We start from the raw sequence: 22,849 nt of genomic DNA on the forward strand, positions 1-22,849 counted from the left end.
ACAAAGGAAGTGGCACATTTGGTTTATTTAGGAATTGATATCGGTGGGACGCACATCAAAACGGGATGGGTCGAAAACAATGAAGTCACCGACGGACGAAGTTTTCCCACCCCGGCAACGCTGGCGGCATTTAGTGAAACTATCAAAACGATCCTCCAAAGCTATGCCCGTCAAGTTTCTTTCACGAAAGTGGCGATCGCAGTCCCTGGTTCAGTTAATGAAACAGGGACGGTCTTCTTTGGTGGTGCCTTGCCATACCTTGATGGGGTAAATTTGCCAGAATTGATCTGCCAGTTAAGCGATGGCATGGTGACAGAGGTTAGTGTCGAAAACGACGCAAAAGCCGCCGCGCTAGGGGAAATGAAAGCTGGCAATCTGCAAGGGATCCAAAATGGTGCGGCGATCATTTTAGGAACCGGCGTGGGAGTTGGTCTTTGTCTCAATGGAAAACTCTATCGTGGGCATCATGGACAAGCTGGTGAAGTCAGTTTTATGATTCGTGACCGACAAATGAGAGGCGCGGACTCTTTTGTGGGGATCGGTCTTTCGGCTGTCGGATTAATTGAGCGTTTGGCTGCTAGTATGGCTATCGCGCCTGATGGTCCTTTGGTCTTTGATACCCTTACGAAAACTGCTGATCCTGAGGCAGAGGCTTTATTTTTAGCTTATACCAAAGAAATCGCTGTCTTGTGTTTCGATCTTCAGTGTCTTTTAGCTCTGGAGAAAATCGTTATCGGTGGCGGGATCAGCCGTCAGCCACGCTTGATCGAAGCCATAGCTAGCAGCTATCAAGCTATTTTTAAAACCGCACCAATCATTGAGAAAACGCTGCAGCCAGTTGCGATCCAAGCCGCTTATTTTCAAGCGGACGCCAATTTGATCGGCGCAGCCAAGGAGGAACCGTGGGATGAGTAAATTTCCGGAAGCATTTTTGTGGGGAGCATCCACTAGTGCTTATCAAGTAGAGGGCGCATGGGCAGAAGACGGCAAAGGTCCCTCAGTGCAAGATATCAAAGAGATTCCGCAAGGGACCACTGATTTTAAAGTAGCATCAGATCACTATCACCGATATGAAGAAGATGTGAAATTGTTTAAAGAATTAGGGTTAAAAGCCTATCGTTTTTCCATATCATGGAGCCGCGTCATGCCCGATGGTCAGGTCAACCCAGTAGGATTGGCGTTTTATCAAAAACTGATCGATCTGCTACTAGAAAACGAGATTCAACCGATCGTCACCGTTTTCCATTTTGACCTGCCCGTTGCAATCGCGAAGCAAGGTGGGTGGGAAAACCGAGAGACGATCCAAGCATTTGCTGATTACTGCCAAGTACTGTTCGAAAACTTTGGTCATCAAGTCCCGCTATGGCAAACCATCAACGAGCAAAATGTGATGGCACTTGCTGGTTCGGTCATTGGGACAAGTCAAAAATCCATGAAAGAAAAATTTCAAGAAAATCACCATATGCTAGTGGCACAAGCATTGGTGACCCAACAGTTTCATGCAGGTAATTTTAGCGGCAAGATTGGCCCAGCACCGAATATCGCCAGTGTCTATCCAGCTTCTGAAAAACCAGCTGATCAGCTGGCAGCTCTTTCTATGAGTGCGCTGAGAAATTGGTTATTCCTAGATGCGGCTGTTTTCGGCACATACAACCATAACGCATGGCATTTATTAGAGAAGATTGGCGCAGCACCGACAGTCACTGAAGCAGATCGAAAAATTTTGGCAGCGGGTACCTGTGATTACATCGCATTGAATTATTATAATACGATGACCGTCAGCAGCTATTTTCAAAAAGAAACGAAACTCGATCAACAGTCTGGTTTCGGGATTCCAGGCTTTTTCCAAGCAGTAGAAAATACTCATTTGCCAATGACTGAATTCGGCTGGCCGATTGATCCAGAGGGTTTTCGCTTTACGTTGAACGAAATCTATTCCCGTTATCGTCTACCGCTCTTGATCACGGAAAACGGGATCGGTGCCAAGGATGTTTTGACAACTGATGGTAAAATCCACGATGATTATCGCATCGACTACTTGCAGCAGCACATAAAACAGATGGCATTGGCGATCGAAGACGGCGTCGATGTGATCGGCTATTGCCCGTGGAGTGCCATTGATCTCGTCAGCACTCACGAAGGCATCGCTAAACGGTACGGGTTTATCTATGTCAATCGTACGGACGAGCAGCTGTTGGACTTGGCGCGATACAAGAAAGATAGTTTTTATTGGTATCAAAACGTTATCGATAAAAACGGGTTAGGAGAGTAAGTGATGTTTTTTCAGGAATATCTATTTGATCCAGAAGCGCAAGCCGGTTTGACAGTTTACCTGCATGAGGAAAAAGCCGAGTATGAACGGGTGGGTGATCGTCCGTTTGTCATGGTGATTCCTGGCGGCGGCTACTCCTTTTGCAGTGAGCGGGAAGCCGAGCCGATTGCTTTAAATTTTGCTGCCCAAGGCTTTCACGCTGGGGTCTTACGCTATCATGTAGGGACACATCGCAGTTTCAGCCATTCCTTAGAAGATGCCGAAAAAGCGATTGCCAAAATCCAAGAACTAACCAGTGAATGGGGAATCGATAGCGAAAAAATCGCTGTGATCGGCTTTTCTGCTGGCGGTCATTTGGCAGCGGCGTTATCGACACTCTCCCCAATGAAACCGAGCTTATGTATGTTAGGCTACCCAGCGATAGTGTCTTCATTTGCTGCTGTGATGAAGATCGATGCCCCTTCATTAGAGAAATGTGTCACAAAAGATACGCCACCCACCTTTTTATTTTCAACCTTTGAAGACAATGTCGTTCCTATCGAAAATTCATTGGCGTATCTGCAAGCCCTAGAAGAGCACGAGGTTCCCTTTGAAAGTCATATTTTCCAAAAAGGACGTCACGGTCTTTCTTTGGCGACCGAACGCTTCGGTAATCGCAAAGAAATGGTCGATCCACGCTTTGCCCGTTGGTTTGATGCATGCGTCGAATGGCTAGAGTTGAACTGGGCAGATAAAGCTGCCCAGTCAGCTTTGTTTCCTGATTTAGGGCAGTGGCCAATTCGAGCGTTGCTTGATTCAGGGGAAAATAAACGCTTGCTGTTGCAGGCTTTTCCATCATGGGCAGACAAAAGCCGCTTAAAAATCGCAAAAAACATCAGCTTGCAGCAACTACTAACCATCATGCCAGAAGCGTTTGAAAATGTTTCTTATCAAAAGCTTGTATCGCAGCTGATTGATCCTAGAAAGGAAGAGTAAAAATGAAAGCAATCCTGGTCCATGAAAGCTATAAGGCTTCAACAGAATTGATCACCCAAGAACCACAAGCGATTGAACAGTTATCAGCTGTTCGTAACAGTACTGCTGCTTGTCAGCTGCTGCTGCACGATGGCAATCGCAATCATTATATTATTGGCGACGAGTTTTCGATCCCCGATGAAATCGAAATTCCCATGATACGTGTTGAGATTTTTAGCGAATTGCCGGTCAAAGCGCAATTCGTCGATTATTATGTCGGTCAGCAGGAATTGGCGTACGCCGATAAATTGCTTGAACGAACTGCCAAAACCTATCCTGGCGATCGCTTTGCGCCTCTTTATTTGGAGTGGCAGGTCGATGAGACGATCAAACCGCAAGCATATCCCGTGAAAATCAAGGTCTATCGGGCACACTTGACTAGCCATGAGGAGTGCTTATTAGAAAAGAACCTAACGATTGAAGTGGATGGCTTTACTTTTCCAAAAGACTATTTAGAGACGTTCCACTTAAATATGTGGCAGCAGCCCAGCAATTTGGCTCGCACCTTTGACGTTCCGTTATGGAGCGATGCCCACTTTGACTTGATCAAGGAAATGGCTGAGAGTCTCGCTGCGATCGGACAAAAAGCGATCACAGTGATCGCCGGAGAGATCCCATGGAAGGGCTGGTTCAATTACATCGTCAAAGATTATCCTGCTAATTTATATGAGTATTCGATGGTCAAGGTCAAAAAGACGCCAGACGGAGAACTGTCCTGTGATTTTTCTGTGCTGACGCGTTACTTGGATTGTTTTTTTGCTGCGGGTATCAAAGAAGAAATTGACGTGTTTGGTTTATTAGGGGTCTGGGAGCCGCCATTTTTCCCGCTGGTCAACTTGGACCATCCAGAAAAGTTGGTGATTCGCTTTTACGATGAGGGAAAAGGCACCTTTGGCTTTCTCAATCAAAAAGCTGATTTGCAGGAGTATCTACGCCAAGTATTTGATTATTTTAAAGGGAAGAATCTATGGGAGAAGGTTCGCATCGTTTCTGACGAACCGAAGAAACAGCAAATCGACAGTTTCCGAGCCTCGTTAGCGGTCTTAAAAGAAATTGATCCGTCGATCCAGATCAAAGCTGCTTTTGATAAAGAAGACGTATTGTTTGAGCTGCTGCCAGTGATCGATCATCCTGTGACTTCCTATTACTGTACTTGCAACCATTACGAATCACTGATAAAAAGCCATCCAGGGAAGATGCAGTACTATGTCTGCAATTATCCCGACAAACCGAATACCTTTTTGCATAGTCCCTTGTTAGAAACGCGAATGCAAGGAATCTTATCGTATCAGTTCAAAACAGACGGCTTTCTGCGTTGGGCATACAATTGCTGGCCAGAACAGGCTCGGACCGATATTCGATACAACACGAGCTCACTACCGATTGGTGATCTTTGTTTCGTCTATCCTGGGAATCACGGACATATATTGTTGTCTCTAAGATATAAGCAACTCCAACGGGGAATTGAAGATTTTTATCTTTTGAAGACAGCCCACGCTGCTCAACCGAAGCAAACGGACGCCTTAGTAGCAGATCTTCTTAAAGTTACAGACACCAAACGCTGGATGATCGACAGCCACCACAGTCATCCCGATGTTTTTCTACAGACCGCAAAGGAGATGGAGGCCTTTCGTCGGGCACTCCTCGAACTGCTAGAAAAGTAGCAAAATCAACCACTGCACACAAAAATTTCACTATGATTTCCCAGCAGAATGATGAGATACCTGGGGGCGTTTTCACTGCTGAGTCATGCAGCATTTTCGTTTTACTAAGCATCTGTTTTCTTACGGATGCTTTTTTTCTGGTGAGCGTTTCGTTTCTCATTCCCTCCATCTTCCTTTACACTTTTAAGTAAGGTCATAACAAACGATGACAAATAAGAAGTAGAAATAATCAAGGAGGAAACGAGCATGTCAGAAAAAATCAACAATCCGTTAACGAAGTATTATGATGGCACATTTGAAAAACAGGTGCAAAAAGCACCGGCGATTCAAGGAAAGATGCAGCCAGTACCTGATTGCGGGGAAGAAAGCTACTCAGGTTCAGACAAATTAGCTGGACGCAAAGCATTAGTGACCGGTGGTGATTCTGGTATTGGTCGAGCAGCAGCGATCGCTTTTGCCAAAGAAGGCGCCGATGTTGCAATCAACTATCTTCCTTTTGAAGAAGAAGACGCGCAAGAAGTCAAAGCAGTCATTGAAAAAGCTGGACGCAAAGCCGTCTTGATCCCAGGAGATTTGAAAGATGAAACCTTCGCTCGTCAATTGGTTCATGAAGCAGCCAAAGAATTAGGCGGGTTAGATACATTGGTTCTAAATGCTGGGATGCAACAAGCGGTGAAGGACATCAAAGAGTTGACTACGCAACAAATTCAAGACACCTTTACAACGAATATCATCTCGATGTATTGGACAGTCCAAGAAGCATTGGATTACTTACCAGCTGGTGGAAGCATCATCACGACCACTTCGATCCAAAGTGCGGAACCAAGCGCCCATCTTTTAGACTATGCAGCCACGAAAGGTGCCATTACTTCCTTTAGTAAAGGGCTAGCTGCGCAATTAAGTGAAAAAGGCATTCGGGTCAATACCGTTGCGCCTGGTCCAATCTGGACGCCACTTCAAATTTCTGGTGGACAACCACAATCTGCGATCCCAGAATTTGGTCAAAAAGAATTGATGAAACGTGCTGGACAACCAGTCGAATTAGCGCCAGTCTATGTTTTCCTAGCCTCTGGTGAAGCAAGCTATGTAACTGGTCAAGTGTACAGTGTAACGGGTGGTAGCTTCTTCGCTTAACAATCCCTGGCTAAATTTGTAGGAAAAAAGCTCGAGCAAAGATGCTCGGGCTTTTTTTTGGGATGAAAATGGAATCGGCAGCTTACTTTCCTTGTTTGGCAAACATCTTGGACATCATCAGTTGATTGATCTTTGCAAAAACGGCTGCCCACTCTTGTTCGGCTTGCAGGTTAGACAGTAAGACTAATTTTTCGGAAAAAATTACTTCTTCATAACTATCGGTGATCAATAGATCGGCTGCTTCCATCTGGTTAACAAAAGTCACTGAAGCTTTGGAATAAATCGAACGGATCCTTGTCTCGATCATTTGCTTCGTGCGGTATTGGATCGTCGTTTGAATATAGATCGACACGGTCGGGGGCGTATTCATCTGTGTTTCTAAAAACAAGAGATGCGCAAGATAAGGCAACTGTGTCTGTTCAAAATACTCTTTGTCCAAGTCAGCAAATGGATACCTTTCAACATGGGTCAGTAAAAGCTTGCAGATTGCTTCATAGGTTTTGTCTTTCGAAGGAGTGTTTTCGGTCAACAGTTGGTGTTCGAGCTGCCACACTTCCAGAAGATCGATGCCGATAATGATCGATAGATTGAAGACCAGCAGACAGCTGCTTAATAGTTTTTCAAATTCGGCGACTTCTTGACTTGGAGCAAAGGTATCGTGCCAATCTTTGATCATTGAGGTGAAAAAGCGCACAAGATCAGTATCAGAATGTTTGATCTCTTGGATGATCGTTTGATTCTTTTCTTGGGGAACAACCCCTGGCAAAAAGACATGCAAAAAGAAATTCAAGTAAAGATACTCTGACTGAAGCATCTTTTCTGAGGCATAATCGGCACTCAAAAAAAGTGATTCGAGAATTTCTTCTGGTAAAAAACAATAGAAATTCATCAATCCCATGTATTTTTCAGGAATCGGCGGTAAATATTTTTTCTGGATCGTTCGGCTGACCACTGCTTGCCAAAATGCAGCGAGTTTATTTTTCGTCAACGGATCAAAGTGAGAAATAGCAAAGAACGCTGTAAACTCTTCGACATTTTTATGGGAAACGCTCGGCAATAGCCACAAGTCAGCTGGCGCGCTTTGAGTCAAGAAACTGTAGGTGAAAATACGGATATCTAGCTCTTTTCCAGCAAGAACGATGCGATTATTCAGGTCTGTTCGAATTTGGATTTGAAATTTTTCCAATAGTTGGTTGATTTTCTTGATCAACCGATACATATGCGATTGGCTGACATGCAAATCCAAACATAATTGCGTCAAGGTCATTTGCGGGCGCCCAATCAAGTAGTGAATCAAGGTATATTGTGTGGAGTTGAGCAAGTAATGATACATCAATTTTGCATAGAATGGTTCATCATCCTCTGCTCGCTCAACAAAATACTGATTGTAATGATTTTTTGATAGAAGCAGGTGAGGGGAGAGCAGCTGCAAATCTTCATTTAAAAAATAAATATATTTTTGAAGACTTTTTTGTGGGATGTTCAAAACTTCTGACAGTTGGACCAATGTCACGCCATTGGAATTGCAGACAACTTTGAAAATCTCTAATTTCTTTTCTTCTGCGGGAGAAATGAATTCTCGATACATAAGGGATTCTCCTTTTTGGCGTTTTTTTTACGCTAAATCTGTGAACCGTATGATAACCATGATGGATTATACTTATGATAGATGAGAATAGAATGAAAAAACACCAATTAAATTATTATTTTTTAAGGCTGTTTTTTTCGATCAACCTCGGTTTCTCATTAAAAAAAGTGAAGGAAGAGATGAAAATGAACAAAAAGGCAGTAATGTTAGGTTTGGTCGGAATGGGTTTAGGAATGGCGCCCACTGCGGCAGCTGCAGCAGAAGCGAATCCAACGGCTTCAATGACGAGTCAAGCAACGCTAACGATCGAACAAGGAATCTTGTCACTGGATCAGGTGACCAATTTTAACTTCGGTACAAGCAGTATCCAAGAGATCGCTACCGATGAACAAGTGATTCAAACAACGTCGAATGAAGTGACATCGATCACGGATTACCGTGGACCAAATCAAGCTGGCTGGCAGTTGACGGCGCAATTATCGAAAATGACGAATGCCAGCGATAACGAGCTAGCAAATGCCAAAGTCACTTTAAATGGTTCAACGGCTTCTGGCGATGCAGCGCTAGTATCGGGCACCGAATTGATGGTAGGGGCAACAGAACCTACATTGATCGCTTCAGCTAATGGGACGACCGGCTTAGCAACCAATGACTTTAACTTTTCCAATGCTTCATTAACCGTACCAAAACAAAATGTGAACAGCGGCACTTATAGTGGAACGATCACTTGGACCTTATCAAACACCTATCAAGCAGAATAGCAAGGAAAGGGCGACAATGAAAAAACAAATCAAGTGCTTCGTACTCATTAGTTTCTTTATCAGTTTGTGTTGCTTTACGAAAGTCACCGGTCATGCACAGACCACACGGTTCACTGTAACCCCTGAACTTCCCCAAAATCAAGTCAGTGACGTCACTTATTTCGACTTACTGGTAAATCATGAGACCGAACAGAATTTGACCGTTGCCCTTCATAATACAAGTTCAGAGCCGTTGACCATTAAAGCAGCAGCACTAAATAGTTATACGGCCTCTACTGGGATCATCGCGTACCAAGCAGAACAGACCGCCGAAGAGAACAAAGGAATCTCGTTTAGTCAATTGATTGAAAATCCGAGACAGACGATCCAGCTTGACCCTGGAGAAAGTCGTCAGGTCCATTTTACCCTTTCAATGAAGGCAAAAGAATTTGCAGGAGAAATACTTGGTGTGTTTGCCTTTGAAGAAGAACCGGCGGAAACAACTGAAAGTCAGCAAACAAATCTGCAAGCCAACTATAAAATTCAACAAGGGATCCGCTTGCGTCAGAATGTGGCAACCATGCCTGATCCTCAATTGTCTTTGATCAATTCTGAGGCGGTGGAAAGATATGGTTCTACAGCTCTCAAAAGTAGGATCCGCAATGATCAGCCCACAGCCTTTGGCAACATCACTGTCAAAACCGTGATACGCGAGCAAGACAGCGGCAACAAGGTCGGTGGGTTTTCTGCAGAGAATTTTCAAATAGCTCCGAATTCGGTTTTGGAGCTGTTTAGTGCCTTTGATCAGAACATTCTCGAACCGGGGACCTATCTGTTACGGATCGAGTTGAATGCGCCTAAAGGAACGTGGGTGTTTGAGGATTCGGTGGTGGTTGATCGCAAGCAAGCCAACCTTATCAACCGTCAGACAACATTAGGTGCAGCGTATCTTCAAAAACAATACTGGTTCTATGCAGGAGGGCTACTTCTCTTCCTGTTTGTTCTACTTCTCTTGTTCATTTTATATAGGAGACGTAAAAAAGCAGAAGCAGATGTTAGGCTGGCAGTGCAAGAAGAATCAGAATGAAGAAAGCGGAGGACAGTGATGAAAAAGTTTGGCATTATCCGATGGGGCTATGTGTTCTTTTTTAGCATTTTGCTGCTATGTGGGAAACAAGAAATCGTCCATGCTGCGGTATCTGCGCCAGATTTTCCTACGTTAGCGATTGACGATTCTCTGATCACTCCTGTGGGACAAGCGGGGTCGCCACAAGGAAAACCGGGCGTCAATTATGTTCAGATTAATGATGGAGCTACCACCAACTCCAGTGGTGGTGTCTGGTTCAATAAGCCGGTTTCTTTTACTCGTTCTTTTCGGTTAGAAATGGCATTTTGTATCGATAATACAGCAACGGACAGCGATGGGCTCGCTTTTGTGATGCAAAGCAATGGTTTAAATGCGCTGGCAGAACAAGCAGGACCGACGATTGGCGTCTGGTCAAATTCGGGAGGAGCGACTCCTTTAAGTACGGGGGCAATCCCGCAAAGTTTTGCGATTGAATTCGATACATTTTATAATAATGCAGGGTTGACGGGGGACGGAATGATGGATCGTGATGTTCCTTCCGGCCATCATATCGCTTGGAATTTTCCAGGTTCAAATGACGCATATACCACCGATGGTTGGCTGATTATTGACAAAGTCTTAAACCATCGAGATACGATATCCGTACCAGATATTTCCGATGGGCAGTGGCATATTTTTACAGTAGTCTTTGATCAGCCGACGCAAACGTTGCGTTACACCGTACCAGATTTCGGTGTTGATGTGACGGTTCCTGTTGATGACACCTTCAAATCGAATTTGAATCTCACCAATAGTGCACCGGTCTATTTTGGTTTTACAGGTGCAAACGGGGGCTATGTTCAAGAAAAAGCTGTGGCCTTTGTCGATGTTGAAGGACTAGTAGAACTTGATATGCGAACCGGTGTTTTTGAAAAAGACCCAGTCAAACTATTGTTGGATACTGGTACGGCACTTGCCCAGCCAGCCACTGTCGACAATAGCAAAACCATTACTTATGCGACCTATCTCTCCTATAAAAGCACCAGTGATCTAGCTGACTTGGAATCGGGAATCTTGCTCTCATCGCTTTTTCCAGAAGGACTATCATTAGTTCCCGAGGCGGTTTATTTTGGGAAAGCCAGTGAAATCATGGTTAATGGCATGCCTGAAGGCGGAACTGCCTTGCCCTTTGCCATTGAAAATGGACAATTGGTTGTGACACTGCCCGACATGGTCAAAGGGAATGAATACATCGTTCACTTTTCCGTCAATTACACAGAAGCTCCGCTCGATCAGAATTTAGATGTAGCCATCCCTGTCCAAACTGTTTTTAATGGAAATGCGTTTGTTTCCAGTATGACAACAGGTGATCCAGAAACTCATTATTATCAAATGACCGGATCCTTTCCACCGACTCTTTCAACAGGTTCGGCGTCATTGGCAGAAGCAAAAGCAGACCTGCAGATCGTGCGGCAAAAGCGCAATTCCTACATACCGATCACGATTGATGACCAAAATTCGACCCAAGCCAAAATATATGTCACGGATTTCTTTACGGAGGATAAGACAATCACCGAAACGGATTTCTCTGAAGCAGCGTTGGTTGAACGGGGAACATTGTCGGAGCCATTGTCGGATACATTGGCACTAGACACCTCAGATCTAGAACCGGGCACAACCTATTATCTTGCGTCTTATGTGATCGATACAGAAGGCAATCGATCGGCGACACGTTATTATGGCATTGACTTTCGAGGGATCGTGGTATTTGAGCGTGCGCCTGCTTCAATCAACGCAGCGGCAGTGACCTTGAATGAACTCGCACGATCCATCAGAGACGATGGCTTTGCTTATTTAACGATTTCTTTTGATCAAGAAGCCCTTTTGTCTGTCAGCAATACCAGCGAAGGGACCTGGCAGTTAAGCGGCCAGATGACTGATTTTATGCAAAATCAGCAACAATTAGCGGATGAAATCCAATTGGTCCTCTATGATCCGGTGACCAATCAGCTGGTGGCTTCTGTCACTTCTGAAGAACAAGTGATTTTCCAACAGCAGCCAACAGGATCAACGGACTTAACTCTGGATCTTCAGGAATATGATTGCTACTTTCGCTTTGTTCCCAAGTTGGATTTGATAGAACCTGGTACCTATTCAGGTACGGTCAATTGGCAGTTGGAGAGTACGATTGTAGACAAATAAAAAAACGCCATTACGGCGTTTTTTTTATTAAAGTTCTCAGTCGATCAATGCTAAGCTTGTCGACTTTTCGCAATTTTTAAAACTAATGATAGGCCTGCTAAAGCAAAACTGCCGTATTTAACGAATTTTTCCAAGGAATCTAAAGTTTGCTGTTTTTTTCGTTTGCAGTCCGGACAGCTTTTTTCATTGCCAGTTAACTTCTTGCCGCATTTACAATGGTTCTTCATCTTTGCTCCACTCCTCGTCTCGTTTATTTTGATGACTTTCTCTACTTTAATTATACATGTTGCTGAAGGTTCTGTCTGAAATTATGCTGTCTCCGTTTTTTGTGAAGGGCAATAAGGGCTGCTAGTTGTTTGTTTCAAATCGATCGCTGATAAGGGATGCGATCCTTGGCGGTTGATTTTTCGTATAGAAGAGAGGCAATCTATCTAAAAAAGGAGGGTAATCTGACAAATTTCTCATTTTCAGATGTTGCTGATTCGCTTTGCTTATCAGTTCAGCAAAATTTTGCTATTGTGGAGTAAGATTGAGGAATCAAAAAACGACTTCTCCTTTTTTTCTTGATTCTATCCTTAATCTGAGAACGAAAATCACCGATAATATGCTATATATAGGAACAGGGAGCCATCCTTGACGATGTCGAATATGGCATTTGAATGAAAGGATTGATGAAATAAGTGATTTCTTCAATAATCTATACGGACACAAAGGCTTATTTGGATAAGGTGGTCGATCAAGCACTGTTGGATTTGTTAAAATCTGATTATCCCAAAGTCTATGATCATGTACAAAAATTGATTGCTAACTTTGAAGAAACGATCCAACAAATTGATCACTCAAATTTTTGGCAATTGATGCCAGAGATTTTAGGCTATGACTCACGCTTTGTCTTGTTGAACTCGCTGCAATTGTCGGAAGACAAATTTTTGACGGAAATCGAGGTTATTCAGATGATCGAACGCGATTATCCGAATTTGAATAAAGAGTTTTGTGGCTATTCCTTAAAAGAAAAAGAGCACGAAAGCCTGATCTTCAACATCCAATAAGCGGTTCTTCTTAGGATCACTTGATAGAAAAGAAAGCGACTAGCGCATCTAGTCGCTTTTTTTTTATGGAGAAGAAGGAGAATTAAATGTGTTATTTATCATTAAAATAAAAATTATTTTGAAATTATGAATAAAATAGATTATTATTGGTATATAATCCTTTTAGTGAAAGAAAAAACAATCGTAAAATGTAGAGGATAGATAGCTTATGTCAATAGCTGCGATTGTTTTGATTAGAAAATAAGAACCAGCCTGATTGGCATGGAAAGGAGCAGTTATGGATTACTTGAGTTTTTCAAAAAAAGAGTGGGAAGTCTTAGTTTGTTTTTGGGCTGTGGATGAGCCGCTATGCTGTACCGAATTTAGTGAACGCTTCGGCTTGAATCGCAACACGTCATTGTCAGTGATTCGTAAGTTAGTCAATAAAGGGATACTTGAGATCGCAAGTATCAAGATGAGTGGGTCAGTTTTGGCTCGTCGTTTCCAACCAGCTGTCACCGAATTGGAGGTTTTGCAAAGTGGTTTGACGGAGGAACAAATTTTTGAACTGGTAAAAATTGCGATCAAAAAAATTGAAGACCCAGAACAAATAACTCAATTGCTTAATGTTATTGGCGAATTGAAAACCAAAGCTTCGTAGGTCATCCCGTTTTCTTCGCTGTTTGTTAGTGAAGGTTTAAAAGATAAAAAAATGATCCACTGTGAAAACAGCGGATCATTTTTCTTGTTCTTGAAATTTTTGTACCATTTTGGTCGTCAACTCGTGGAGGACTGACAGTTCTTCCGGTTCAAGGGGCAAGAATTCAGTTACTTTGTAGGGGATCTCTAGCGCTTGTTCATGGAGTCCTTTGCCTAAATCAGTCAATGTGACCCGCAAGGAACGTTCATCGTCTTGATTTCGATTTCTTACTAGGTATCCTTTTGCTTCAAGCTTTTTTAAAACCGGTGTCAGTGTGCCAGAATCTAGACATAATTGCTTCCCCAATTCTTTGACACTGATCGCTTCCTCTTCCCATAACACCAACATCACTAAATATTGGGTATAGGTCAAATTCAACGGGTCCAGTAAGTCTTTGTACTGTTTGATAATTTCTTTTGAAGCGGCGTATAGAGGAAAACACAATTGGTTTTCTAACGCTAAGACATTCATGTTTTCACCCCTTTTTCTAATATCCGCCTCTTATCATAGCTGTTTTTTCAACGAAAGTCTACTCGCTAACGGCTTTGACAGTCACTTCAATGTTGCCAGCTGTGGCTTTTGAATAAGGACATACGGTATGAGCGATCTCAAGCAATTCTTGTGTTTCTTCTGTTGACAATCCTTCGATTTGACCTTCGATCTCAACACCCAAGACAAAACTGGATTCGCTTTCTGCGTATAAGGTCACTTGTGCGCTCACCGTAGAAGCACCATCGATTCCTTTGCTGCTTTTCACCAATTCAAGGGCACTGTTGAAGCAAGCACTAAAACCAGCTGCAAAAAGTTGTTCTGGATTGGTAGCATTTTCGACACGTTTGCCAGGTGCAGTGATGTTTAGCTCAAATGAATGATCGGGACTGTGTACTTCTCCTGAACGGCCACCAGTGTTGATCATTTTAGTCGAATACATTTTTTTCATCATTTCTTCACTCCTGATTTTTATATTTTGTACAATTAAATTGTATGCAATTTAATTGAAAAATGCAAGGAATTGGTTTTCGTTCTATGTTTTTTTTCTAAAAAAAACCGGAATCAGCATAAGTTTACTGTTCTCTTGGGTGAAACGTGCTATCATAGTTAGTAACACTTGTAATAGATTAACAAATGAGTTTGAAGCTTCAAATTTACTGCATGAAGGCAAAGAGGGTGAAAATCATCGTAGATTATATGGAAAAACGAGCGGTAGGGCGCTATTTTCGATCGTTGACGGATCATTATTCAGGCTATATACGGCTTTATGGCACCTATACAGAATATCGGGTGATTGCAGGGATTCCTGCTGAAAATGTCATGTTAGAGATTATCGGGGTTGAAAACGGTGTCTTATTGACCCGTGTAAACAATACATTATTTGAAAATGGAAGAGGGTTTTTACAATGATCATTATCCAAATTATTTTAGTTATTTTAGTATTAGTGATTCTGATTTGGCTGATTGCAAGCACTGCTGTGATCGTTCGTCAAGGGGAAGTCAAAGTTGTCGAAAGTTTTGGGAAGTACGTTCGAACGTTGGAACCAGGGCTTCATTTTCTTGTTCCGATTTTGTATACAGTTAGAGAAAGAGTGTCCTTGAAACAGATTCCTTTGGAGATCGAACCCCAAAGTGCAATCACAAAAGATAATGTAATCGTTCAAATTGATGAAGCAATCAAATACCATGTCACAGATGTGCGTGCCTTTGTCTACGAAAATGAAAACTCCGTTGTTTCAATGATCCAAGATGCCCAATCTAACTTGCGGGGAATCATCGGGAAAATGGATTTAAATGAAGTTTTAAATGGGACTGAAGAAATCAACGTAGCATTGTTTACTTCAATCAAAGATATCACGGCAGGCTATGGGTTAGCGATAGACCGAATCAACATTGGGGAAATCAAAGTTTCGCAAGAAATCATTGAATCAATGAACAAATTGATCACTGCCTCTAGAGACAAAGAATCGATGATCACAAGAGCCCAAGGTGAGAAATCTTCTTCAGTCTTGAGTGCAGAAGCCAAAGCTTCTCAAATGACGATCGACGCCGAAGCCCGAGCGGAACAAACTCAAATCGATGCCGAGGCGCGGGCAAAGCGTGTACGGATTGATGCCGAGGCGGAAGCAGAACGAATCGCGAAAATCACTGAAGCTGAACGCAAACGGATTTTAGCCATCAATGAAGCAATCAAAGAAAGCCAGCTCGACGAGCGCTCACTATCATATCTAGGGATCGAAGCCTTCAGAGATGTGGTGAATAGCAATACCAATACGGTCATTCTGCCATCAAATATGACGGAACTGGGAAATATTCCAGTCGTCAAACAACTTTGGGAAAATGCACCATCTAAATCGGCTGAATAAGTTAAGCACAACAATTGAAAAAGGTTCCCATACTCCGAAAAGAAAGAGGAGTATGGGAACCTTTTTTACTTCGTTTTTTCCGCCGATTGATTATCGACGATCAAGAGGGCCATCATGACATACCCGATCCAACTATCCCGAGAGTATAAAATGTAGCGAGGGGACCAAGAAGCGGCATATTTCTGTTTGTATTCGCGTAACCCTTCAAAAGAATAGAAACGAGAACCAAAGGTGTAAACGAGATAGGCGATCCGCTCTTGCAAGAAACTGCTGCGGAAAGTACCAACGTTGGCTAATGGTGCCATGCCTAAATCAAATTGTTGGTAGCCTTGTTCTTTAAAATAGTCGAATAGCTGAATAAACAAGAAATCCATCGTTCCATTCGGCGCTTTTTCAGGATCGTGGCGCATCAAATCAATGGATGCTAGGCCTGTTTGATAGGTGGGCATAAAGGAAGCGAATGCGACGATCTCCTGTTGCTGATTTCGGACGACAGCAATTGGTGCGGTGCTTAGATAGGATTCTGAAAAGAACCCAAGGGAGAACCCTTTTTCTTTCCGTCCATCTAGCCAGTTGTCAGAAATTTCCTTAAGCGTTGCAAATGTTTCGGCTGAAAAGGGTGGGGTGAGCACATCAAAAGTAAAGCCTTCTTTAGTAATCTTATTGTTCAATGCTCGCTGTCCCTTCATTTTCTTTCCTGAGAGGGTGAAGCTAGGTAGATCCACATAAGCTTTCTCACCGAATTTGATAAAGTCATACCCAAATTCATGCAGCAGCATCACCATTTCTTCACTACTTTCATAAAAGACCGGCAGATAATTCCATTGATCCATTTCTGTTAAGAAAGTTTCCAGTGCCTGTGGAAAGTCTGCTTGCTTCCCAGAAGGATCCCCCATGACTAAACATTTGTTATTAAAGGTCGTAAATTGAAAAAAGACCGTCGGCTCGCCAATTTCTGGATACACGTATACTTTCTTGTCTTTTAGATACACCAGATGGCTGTCGCTGTTGCCACCGTAAGTATTTAAAACATGTTTCACTTTATCAGTGGCAGCACTGACGCCTAATTGGTGTTTTGGTCCCATCAAGTACCGGGCAAACAGCAGCATCGCAATGGCGACGAATAAAATCGCAACGAACCCTTGCAGCCATAATTTTTCAGAAGGGAAAAGCAAAAAATCCATCGAATGGTGATGCGTTGGATGTCGATTGATATGAGGCATATTGTAGACCCCGATAATGACATAGAGGATCGTCAACGAACCAATTAACAAACCATCGATCGTCAGCCATTCCCACGAGAAGACGAGTTGTTTACGGAACAACTCGCTTTTTGAAAAAATCATGATTGCTAATAATAATAGAAGAAACAGCATGGTCGAAAAACGGAAGCCCGCAAAAATAGCATAACCGATTGTTGCTGCAATCAACAAAAGCGTCGGCACGTACGCGCGACTGACACGGGCAGATATCCCTCGACCGGCAATTAAAAAGAGGTAACCGAGAAAAATACTCGGGTACTGCATCACAAAATTCAAGCGAATCGGATTGAGGTGGGCTAACCATTTGATTTGATCAAAGGCTTCTGGAATCGTGGCGGAGAGCACCAACATCGTTCCCGTCAAATAAAGCAGCAACACTTCGATCTTGTGGAACACTTCCAACAACAAGCTTTTTGGAATACCAGAAAAGCGCTGGTTGAGGGAGACGCCGACATTTTTTGAGAAAAAAAGCAAACCGATCAAAAAGGGAATGATGTAATAAAACAGGCGGAAAAGCAACAGCCAAGCAATGACACTTTCACGGGGAATCTGCAGTGAGCCCATTCCCATGATCATCATTACATCAAAGGTTCCAAGTTCTCCGGGAATCATCGAAACGATCCCAATCACGGAGGCAGCGATGAAAAGTGGCAACAATTGAAACACATCCACCGAGATGCCCATCAAGAGACCAGTCGTAAAGAAGGCTGCAAAAACACCTAGCCATTCTAATAAGGAAGCGGCGATCAACTGCAGACGATCACGCCGTTGCAGTCCACCTAAGTAAGCATTTTTTTTGGAAAAACTAAGGGCATAGACAACTGGAAAATAAAGACTACCGCCTAAAAGCCAGATCCAATACTGTTGCAGATAATCTGTCGTTGGACCAAATAAGACGAAGGCTAGTGCAGCAAGGGATAAAATCGAAAGACCAGACATCAGGTAAATAAAAATCTTCGAAATTGCTTGGGCAACTTCTTTGCCTTTTTTTCCTTTGCCGTAAAATTCCGAGCGTAATCCGATGCTGATGAAGCCGCCGAAGCCGATTAAGTTGTTCATAGTGTTGATGATCCAGCTGGTTTCCAGCAAATAACGGCGATCAGGTTTGTCCCCTAATAGGCGGTTCAAGACAATGTCATATAAGACCATTGGCAAGACACATAATAACCCAATGACAGCCATTAATGCCACTCGCCAAAGTGCCAGTTGCGCAAACAACTCTTTTAATTGATCAATGGAGATCGTCTTGCTTAATGAAAGCAGTTCGCCCAACACGATCACGGCTACTGCAATCAAGAAGAGTGTTTTAAACAGTGAGCGGTGGTCGCGGAGCCAAGTAAAGATTCTCATAGTTATTCACCGACCTTTTCTAAAAAAGATAATACTTTCGTGTTAAATACCTCTGGATTCTTTCGTGCAAAACTATGTCCTTGTCCTTTGACGACGATAAAATTGGACTGAGGGATACTGTTTGCAATATAAAAAGAATGGGAAAGCTTGATCGAATCACGTTTGCCGACCAAAATCAATGTCGGCACACTGAGGTGATTCAAATCGGCTGTAGATAAACCGATTGGACGAAACAACAATCCCAAAATAGGGAGAAAGCCCCGCATTCCTTTTGAGAATGGGGAACAAAGCCAAACGATCAGATATTGCAAGACACTGCCGATTCGAGAAAAGAGCCTCACACCTCGCGGTTCCGTGTTGCCAGAGTTTAAAATCATGCAGCTGACATGCTCTGGGTAGAGATGGCAAAAGACCATCGCCAGATTGGCACCATCGCTAAATCCTAGTAAGGCGATTTTCGTTAGCTTTTCTTGCTGAATAATTGCTAAAAGATCTGTTGCCATTTTAAAAAAATCGATTTTCTTCTGCGTATTAGTGGATTTGCCATGCCCTCGACTATCGATTAAATACAGTTGATGTTTTTGACGCAAGGCGTCGACCTGCTTTGAGAAATAGGCACTGCTGCCGCCATTTCCGTGCAATAAAAAAAGAGGGCGTCCTGAACCGGTTTTCTCGTAATAGAGGACAGACCCGTCCGGTAAGGGCGCGTAACATTTTTCAACTTCCATTTTTTCACCTACTTTCTAAGAGTATACCTTGAAGTCAGGGACGATCACAAATATATCACTAGATAAAATGAGAAAAAATAACAATCTGCTCATCTTTTTTTTACCAGAAGTTCAGGAAAAGGCTTTTTTCTTTACAATGTAAAGAAAAATAATTGGTAAATATAATTAATTTGTTTTCAGAAAATTCTTTACAAATGGACGATCGTTGTCTATAATCGAACTAACTAATTGAGAATGATTTTCATTTACGAAAGAGAGGCTAGCCAATGACCACTATAGCAGATGTTCTAATTATCGGCGGAGGACCCACTGGACTCTATGCGAGTTTTTATGCTGGATTACGTGATCTATCGGTCGTATTGTTTGAAGCACAAGCCGAATTAGGCGGGAAGATCAATTTCTATCCTGAAAAAATGGTCTGGGATGTGGGTGCACTGCCGCCCACCAAGGGAAAGAAAGTCAAAGAACACTTGATTGAACAGGCCAAGTTGTTTGATCCAACGATCTATCTGAAAACGAAAATCATTTCATTGACCAAGGAAGACGACCTTTTTTATGCAGTGGATGACCAAGGGAGGACCCATGTTGGACGCACCGTTTTAGTCTGTATCGGCGGCGGTGTCGTTTCTCCGCAAAAATTGCCATGTTTCATCCATAATAATGTCGACAACTATATCCACTATCAGTTTCCTGACCAGCAAGCGATCCAAGGCAAGCATCTAGTGATCTCTGGCGGCGGTGATGCGGCAGTGGATTATGCGATCGAAGCAGTGTCTTATGGTGCCAAAGTCACCCTGTGTTACCGAGGAGAAAAATTGAAAGCTCATGAAGCACAAGTAAAGAAGATGAAAGCAGAAGGGATTCAAGTGCTGATGAATCACACCATCGATGGGGTGAATCAAGCCGAAACATTCAATATGGTTCTACGACTAAAAAACAGTGCCAACCATGAAACGATCGATTTTTTATGCGATCATCTACTGATCCAACACGGGTATGACCGTGACAGTGGCTTGTTAGATAAAGTCTCCTTTGATCTTGCACGCCATGAAGACTTTTACCTCAATTGCGAGATTCCTACAAAAACTAGCCATCCTGGTGTTTTTGCGGCAGGCGACATTCATTATTTCAAAGGCAAAGTGAATCTTTTGGCGGGAGCCTTTCAAGATGCTGCGCAAGCAGTCAACCAAATCAAACACTATTTAGAGCCGACCAGTGTCCCACAGGCGATGGTTTCATCCCACAATGAGAAATTCAGTGAAAGAAATCGCCAGTTGTTGGTGAATGAGTAGCCATGCTTCTTTGTGAAAGAAAAAGTAGAAAAAGCAGGAGTCCCTTATGGGTCCTGCTTTTTTGGTGTCCTCAGAACAGAAATTCGTTTCACTAGAAGTGAATGTTTGCCGCTCCTAAAAAATAAAATCTCTCAAATAAATGATGCAAACTGTGAAAATTTCAGCTATTATTTTCAAGTTGACTATTTGGAGGGGATGACATGAATCAAACAAGATACGCAGAATTAAAACAAGCAGAAAGAGGCGCCATCTTAAGTATCGTTGCTTACATTTTGGTTTCCATCGCCAAACTTTCCATCGGTCGTTTGGCAAACTCTGAAGGACTATGGGCAGATGGGTTGAACAATGCGACGGATATCGTAGCGTCGATCGCTGTCTTGATTGGTTTGCGTTTGGCTCAAAAGCCAGCAGATGAAGACCATAAATATGGTCATTGGAAAGCAGAAAACGTGGCAAGTCTCGTAACATCCTTGATTATGCTGGCAGTCGGTCTGCAGGTCTTATGGTCCTCCATTCAAACGATTCTACTCGGAGAAACGCAAAGTCCCGATATGATCGCGGCAGTCGTCGGTATCATTTCAGCTATTTTGATGTATGGCATGTATTACTATAATAAGCGATTATCCGCTCGCGTAAAAAGCTCCGCTCTGCTAGCAGCTGCTAAAGACAACCGCAGCGATGCGTGGACGAGTATTGGAACGGCGATCGCTATTTTTGCCGCCTCATTTGGTATCGGTTGGTTGGACAGTTTGACTGCGATCGTGGTAGCTCTTTTGATTATCAAAACCGCCGTCGATATTTTTCGTGAGAGTGCCTTTTCACTTTCTGATGGGTTTGATGAATCGTTAGTCGTGGAGTATGAAGCGGCAATCGCTGGTTTTTCTGAAGTGAAATCTGTCAAATCGATTCGAGGAAGAATGTATGGCGCCAATGTTTTTCTCGATGTCGTCGTGACGATGGACAAATCTTTGACGGTTGAAAAGAGTCACAACGTTGCAGATGCTATTGAAGATCTCTTAGCTGATCGTTTTCAGGTGTTTGATACTGACATCCACATCGAGCCTGCTACCGAATAAATTTTCTGGCAAAACCTTGATAGGACAAGGATGTAAACCACCCGTTTCCTGTTTGTAAACTGAAAAGTTCTTACGGAACCTGCTCATTCATGGCAAACTAGAGGTAACAAAGGAAGAAAGTAGGGAGCCCTATGAATAATAAGCAGGTAGTAGAAAATGAATTAGTTATTTCTTTAGATAAAATGGATGAAACAGAAATGATGGCACTTTGCCAACAATATATTGCGGCTATTGATGATAGCCAAGTCCTCTTCGCTTTACTGAAAAAAGTTCAAGCCTCAAAAGCAGCAGTAAGTAAATAAAAAACAAACCGGCATCTTATGCATTGATGTTCCCCTCAGCGAAAGCGAAAGGCGCATTGATCAACAGGAAAAGATGCCGGTTTTTTTTAAATTTGTTTGAGTCTTTTTAAAAACTTTTAAAGGACGTTTAATAGTGCGATTAACCCATAGATGATCAAAGAGGCTATTCCTAGAGGAACAATGCGTCGGAATATAATCTCTTTCAAGCGCTTGCCTGCTTGTCGTTGTTTTTCATAGTTAGGATCATGGGCATGCGCTTTAAATTGCTGAGGAGAACGAGAGAAGATCAAGCCGTTGGTCATCGATAAAACCCAGCCAATCAACGCCATGAAGAACGAAACAAAAATGATTGCCAGTAAAAGTAGTTGCAAGAGCTGCATCGTGTTGCTACCTCCTTTTCGTCACCATTTTTTCACTTCTAGTTTACCATCTTTTGAGACATTTTGGGGTCTTTGTTCCACGTGCCCTTTCTTTTTTTTCCTTATCCCTTATAATAGAGATATTTATAAACGATTTTTTGTTTCGTGCAGCAGAAAGAAGGGGTTCTTATGGCAATCACAAAAAAAATCATTCAATCACCTGAAGATTTCCAAACGTTGGATCGTTTGATCAAAGAAATCTGGCCAGAAGTGTTTACACCTATCATTGGGTCCGATCAAGTCGCGTATATGCTGGCTCATTACCAATCACCAGCAGCGATTCAAAACGAAGTCCAGCAAGGAGCAGTCTATCTTTTGTTATTAGAAGGAGACCGAGCAGTAGGATATACAGCGTATGAAGAAACGCAGCAACAGATTTATTTAAGTAAATTGTATCTCCATCAATCCACTAGAGGCAAAGGCTATGCCAGCCAAGTCTTTGATTGGTATGAGGAGATCGCCTCAGGCAAAACACTGCATTTAAACGTCAACAAACAAAACCAGCAGGCGATCGCTGTTTATGAGCATCGCGGCTTTACGCGTGTTTCTGAACGCACCGTTACGATTGGTTCAGGATTTGTGATGGATGATTTTATTTATGAGAAGGAAGTATAATTAAGTAGGAAATTTATATGAAAAACTAAAAAACATTAAA

At 42.7% G+C, this 22,849-nt stretch carries 22 protein-coding genes; 16 read left to right on the forward strand and 6 right to left on the reverse strand.

The genetic code is table 11. The features are described 5' to 3' along the window. Positions 1–9 precede the first annotated feature (9 nt). From IGI82_RS06690 to IGI82_RS06710, 5 genes are all read left to right on the forward strand, one after another. Entirely contained in the window at positions 10–915 is a 906-nt protein-coding gene (locus tag IGI82_RS06690) for an ROK family protein (protein WP_438841936.1), read from the forward strand. Continuing rightward, positions 908–2,272 (forward strand): glycoside hydrolase family 1 protein, encoded by a 1,365-nt coding sequence (locus IGI82_RS06695; protein ID WP_413153447.1) that lies wholly within the window; start codon positions 908–910, stop codon positions 2,270–2,272. Before IGI82_RS06690 ends, IGI82_RS06695 begins: the two co-directional genes overlap by 8 nt. Before the next feature lie 3 nt (positions 2,273–2,275). Then, positions 2,276–3,247 (forward strand): alpha/beta hydrolase, encoded by a 972-nt coding sequence (locus IGI82_RS06700; protein WP_438841937.1) that lies wholly within the window; start codon positions 2,276–2,278, stop codon positions 3,245–3,247. Between the two features lie 2 nt (positions 3,248–3,249). Beyond that, entirely contained in the window at positions 3,250–4,950 is a 1,701-nt protein-coding gene (locus tag IGI82_RS06705; protein WP_438841938.1) for a DUF4091 domain-containing protein, read from the forward strand. Between the two features lie 246 nt (positions 4,951–5,196). Next, positions 5,197–6,084 carry an SDR family oxidoreductase gene (locus IGI82_RS06710; protein WP_438841939.1) on the forward strand — a complete coding sequence of 296 codons (888 nt, stop codon included), beginning with the start codon at positions 5,197–5,199 and terminating at the stop codon, positions 6,082–6,084. Between the two features lie 82 nt (positions 6,085–6,166). Here the strand turns inward: IGI82_RS06710 and IGI82_RS06715 are convergent, their stop codons facing one another. Continuing rightward, positions 6,167–7,672 (reverse strand): helix-turn-helix domain-containing protein, encoded by a 1,506-nt coding sequence (locus IGI82_RS06715; protein WP_438841940.1) that lies wholly within the window; start codon positions 7,670–7,672, stop codon positions 6,167–6,169. Positions 7,673–7,764: 92 nt separating this feature from the next. On the opposite strand from IGI82_RS06715, the gene IGI82_RS06720 reads away from it, so the two are divergent. The 5 genes from IGI82_RS06720 (at position 7,765) to IGI82_RS06740 (ending at position 13,369) form a co-directional block, all read left to right on the forward strand. Continuing rightward, positions 7,765–8,433 (forward strand): WxL domain-containing protein, encoded by a 669-nt coding sequence (locus tag IGI82_RS06720; protein WP_087627281.1) that lies wholly within the window; start codon positions 7,765–7,767, stop codon positions 8,431–8,433. 16 nt (positions 8,434–8,449) lie between these two features. Continuing rightward, positions 8,450–9,499: a DUF916 and DUF3324 domain-containing protein gene (locus IGI82_RS06725; RefSeq protein ID WP_438841941.1), complete on the forward strand. Its 1,050-nt coding sequence runs from the start codon at positions 8,450–8,452 to the stop codon at positions 9,497–9,499. A gap of 18 nt (positions 9,500–9,517) precedes the next feature. Further along, positions 9,518–11,680, forward strand: coding sequence for a lectin-like domain-containing protein (locus IGI82_RS06730; protein WP_438841942.1), 2,163 nt, complete (start codon positions 9,518–9,520; stop codon positions 11,678–11,680). Positions 11,681–12,360: 680 nt separating this feature from the next. Further along, positions 12,361–12,729, forward strand: coding sequence for a DUF7006 family protein (locus IGI82_RS06735; RefSeq protein WP_375818827.1), 369 nt, complete (start codon positions 12,361–12,363; stop codon positions 12,727–12,729). A gap of 277 nt (positions 12,730–13,006) precedes the next feature. Continuing rightward, positions 13,007–13,369 (forward strand): hypothetical protein, encoded by a 363-nt coding sequence (locus tag IGI82_RS06740; protein WP_438841943.1) that lies wholly within the window; start codon positions 13,007–13,009, stop codon positions 13,367–13,369. Between the two features lie 75 nt (positions 13,370–13,444). On the opposite strand, the gene IGI82_RS06745 is transcribed toward IGI82_RS06740, so the two are convergent. Next, a complete protein-coding gene (locus tag IGI82_RS06745; protein WP_375818829.1) occupies positions 13,445–13,879 on the reverse strand; it encodes a MarR family winged helix-turn-helix transcriptional regulator in 435 nt (144 codons plus the stop codon). A gap of 58 nt (positions 13,880–13,937) precedes the next feature. Further along, entirely contained in the window at positions 13,938–14,348 is a 411-nt protein-coding gene (locus IGI82_RS06750) for an organic hydroperoxide resistance protein (RefSeq protein WP_034872372.1), read from the reverse strand. A 185-nt stretch (positions 14,349–14,533) separates the two neighbouring features. On the opposite strand from IGI82_RS06750, the gene IGI82_RS06755 reads away from it, so the two are divergent. Both IGI82_RS06755 and IGI82_RS06760 read left to right on the forward strand, forming a co-directional pair. Next, a complete protein-coding gene (locus IGI82_RS06755) occupies positions 14,534–14,809 on the forward strand; it encodes a hypothetical protein (protein WP_016620494.1) in 276 nt (91 codons plus the stop codon). Then, positions 14,806–15,765: an SPFH domain-containing protein gene (locus IGI82_RS06760; protein WP_005235198.1), complete on the forward strand. Its 960-nt coding sequence runs from the start codon at positions 14,806–14,808 to the stop codon at positions 15,763–15,765. Before IGI82_RS06755 ends, IGI82_RS06760 begins: the two co-directional genes overlap by 4 nt. Positions 15,766–15,830: 65 nt before the next feature. On the opposite strand, the gene mprF is transcribed toward IGI82_RS06760, so the two are convergent. Then, positions 15,831–18,377 carry a bifunctional lysylphosphatidylglycerol flippase/synthetase MprF gene (mprF, locus tag IGI82_RS06765; RefSeq protein WP_005235200.1) on the reverse strand — a complete coding sequence of 849 codons (2,547 nt, stop codon included), beginning with the start codon at positions 18,375–18,377 and terminating at the stop codon, positions 15,831–15,833. 2 nt (positions 18,378–18,379) lie between these two features. After that, positions 18,380–19,105 carry an alpha/beta fold hydrolase gene (locus IGI82_RS06770; protein ID WP_005225694.1) on the reverse strand — a complete coding sequence of 242 codons (726 nt, stop codon included), beginning with the start codon at positions 19,103–19,105 and terminating at the stop codon, positions 18,380–18,382. Between the two features lie 266 nt (positions 19,106–19,371). Here IGI82_RS06770 and IGI82_RS06775 point away from each other — a divergent pair, with 266 nt between their 5' ends. The 3 genes from IGI82_RS06775 to IGI82_RS06785 all read left to right on the forward strand — a co-directional run bounded on the left by IGI82_RS06775 (position 19,372) and on the right by IGI82_RS06785 (position 21,775). Beyond that, positions 19,372–20,397 (forward strand): NAD(P)/FAD-dependent oxidoreductase, encoded by a 1,026-nt coding sequence (locus IGI82_RS06775; protein ID WP_005225695.1) that lies wholly within the window; start codon positions 19,372–19,374, stop codon positions 20,395–20,397. A gap of 200 nt (positions 20,398–20,597) precedes the next feature. Continuing rightward, entirely contained in the window at positions 20,598–21,473 is an 876-nt protein-coding gene (locus IGI82_RS06780; RefSeq protein ID WP_087627285.1) for a cation diffusion facilitator family transporter, read from the forward strand. A gap of 131 nt (positions 21,474–21,604) precedes the next feature. Beyond that, positions 21,605–21,775, forward strand: a complete 171-nt coding sequence (locus IGI82_RS06785) for a hypothetical protein (RefSeq protein WP_005225698.1) — start codon at positions 21,605–21,607, stop codon at positions 21,773–21,775. A 116-nt stretch (positions 21,776–21,891) separates the two neighbouring features. Here IGI82_RS06785 and IGI82_RS06790 read toward each other — a convergent pair whose 3' ends face one another. Beyond that, complete coding sequence (locus IGI82_RS06790) at positions 21,892–22,155, reverse strand: hypothetical protein (RefSeq protein ID WP_438841944.1); 264 nt, start codon at positions 22,153–22,155, stop codon at positions 21,892–21,894. A gap of 168 nt (positions 22,156–22,323) precedes the next feature. Here IGI82_RS06790 and IGI82_RS06795 point away from each other — a divergent pair, with 168 nt between their 5' ends. Next, entirely contained in the window at positions 22,324–22,809 is a 486-nt protein-coding gene (locus IGI82_RS06795; protein ID WP_087627286.1) for a GNAT family N-acetyltransferase, read from the forward strand. Positions 22,810–22,849: the final 40 nt, after the last annotated feature.

This window comes from Enterococcus sp. AZ067 (assembly GCF_051715005.1).
GTDB classification, from domain to species: Bacteria; Bacillota; Bacilli; order Lactobacillales; family Enterococcaceae; genus Enterococcus_D; species Enterococcus_D casseliflavus.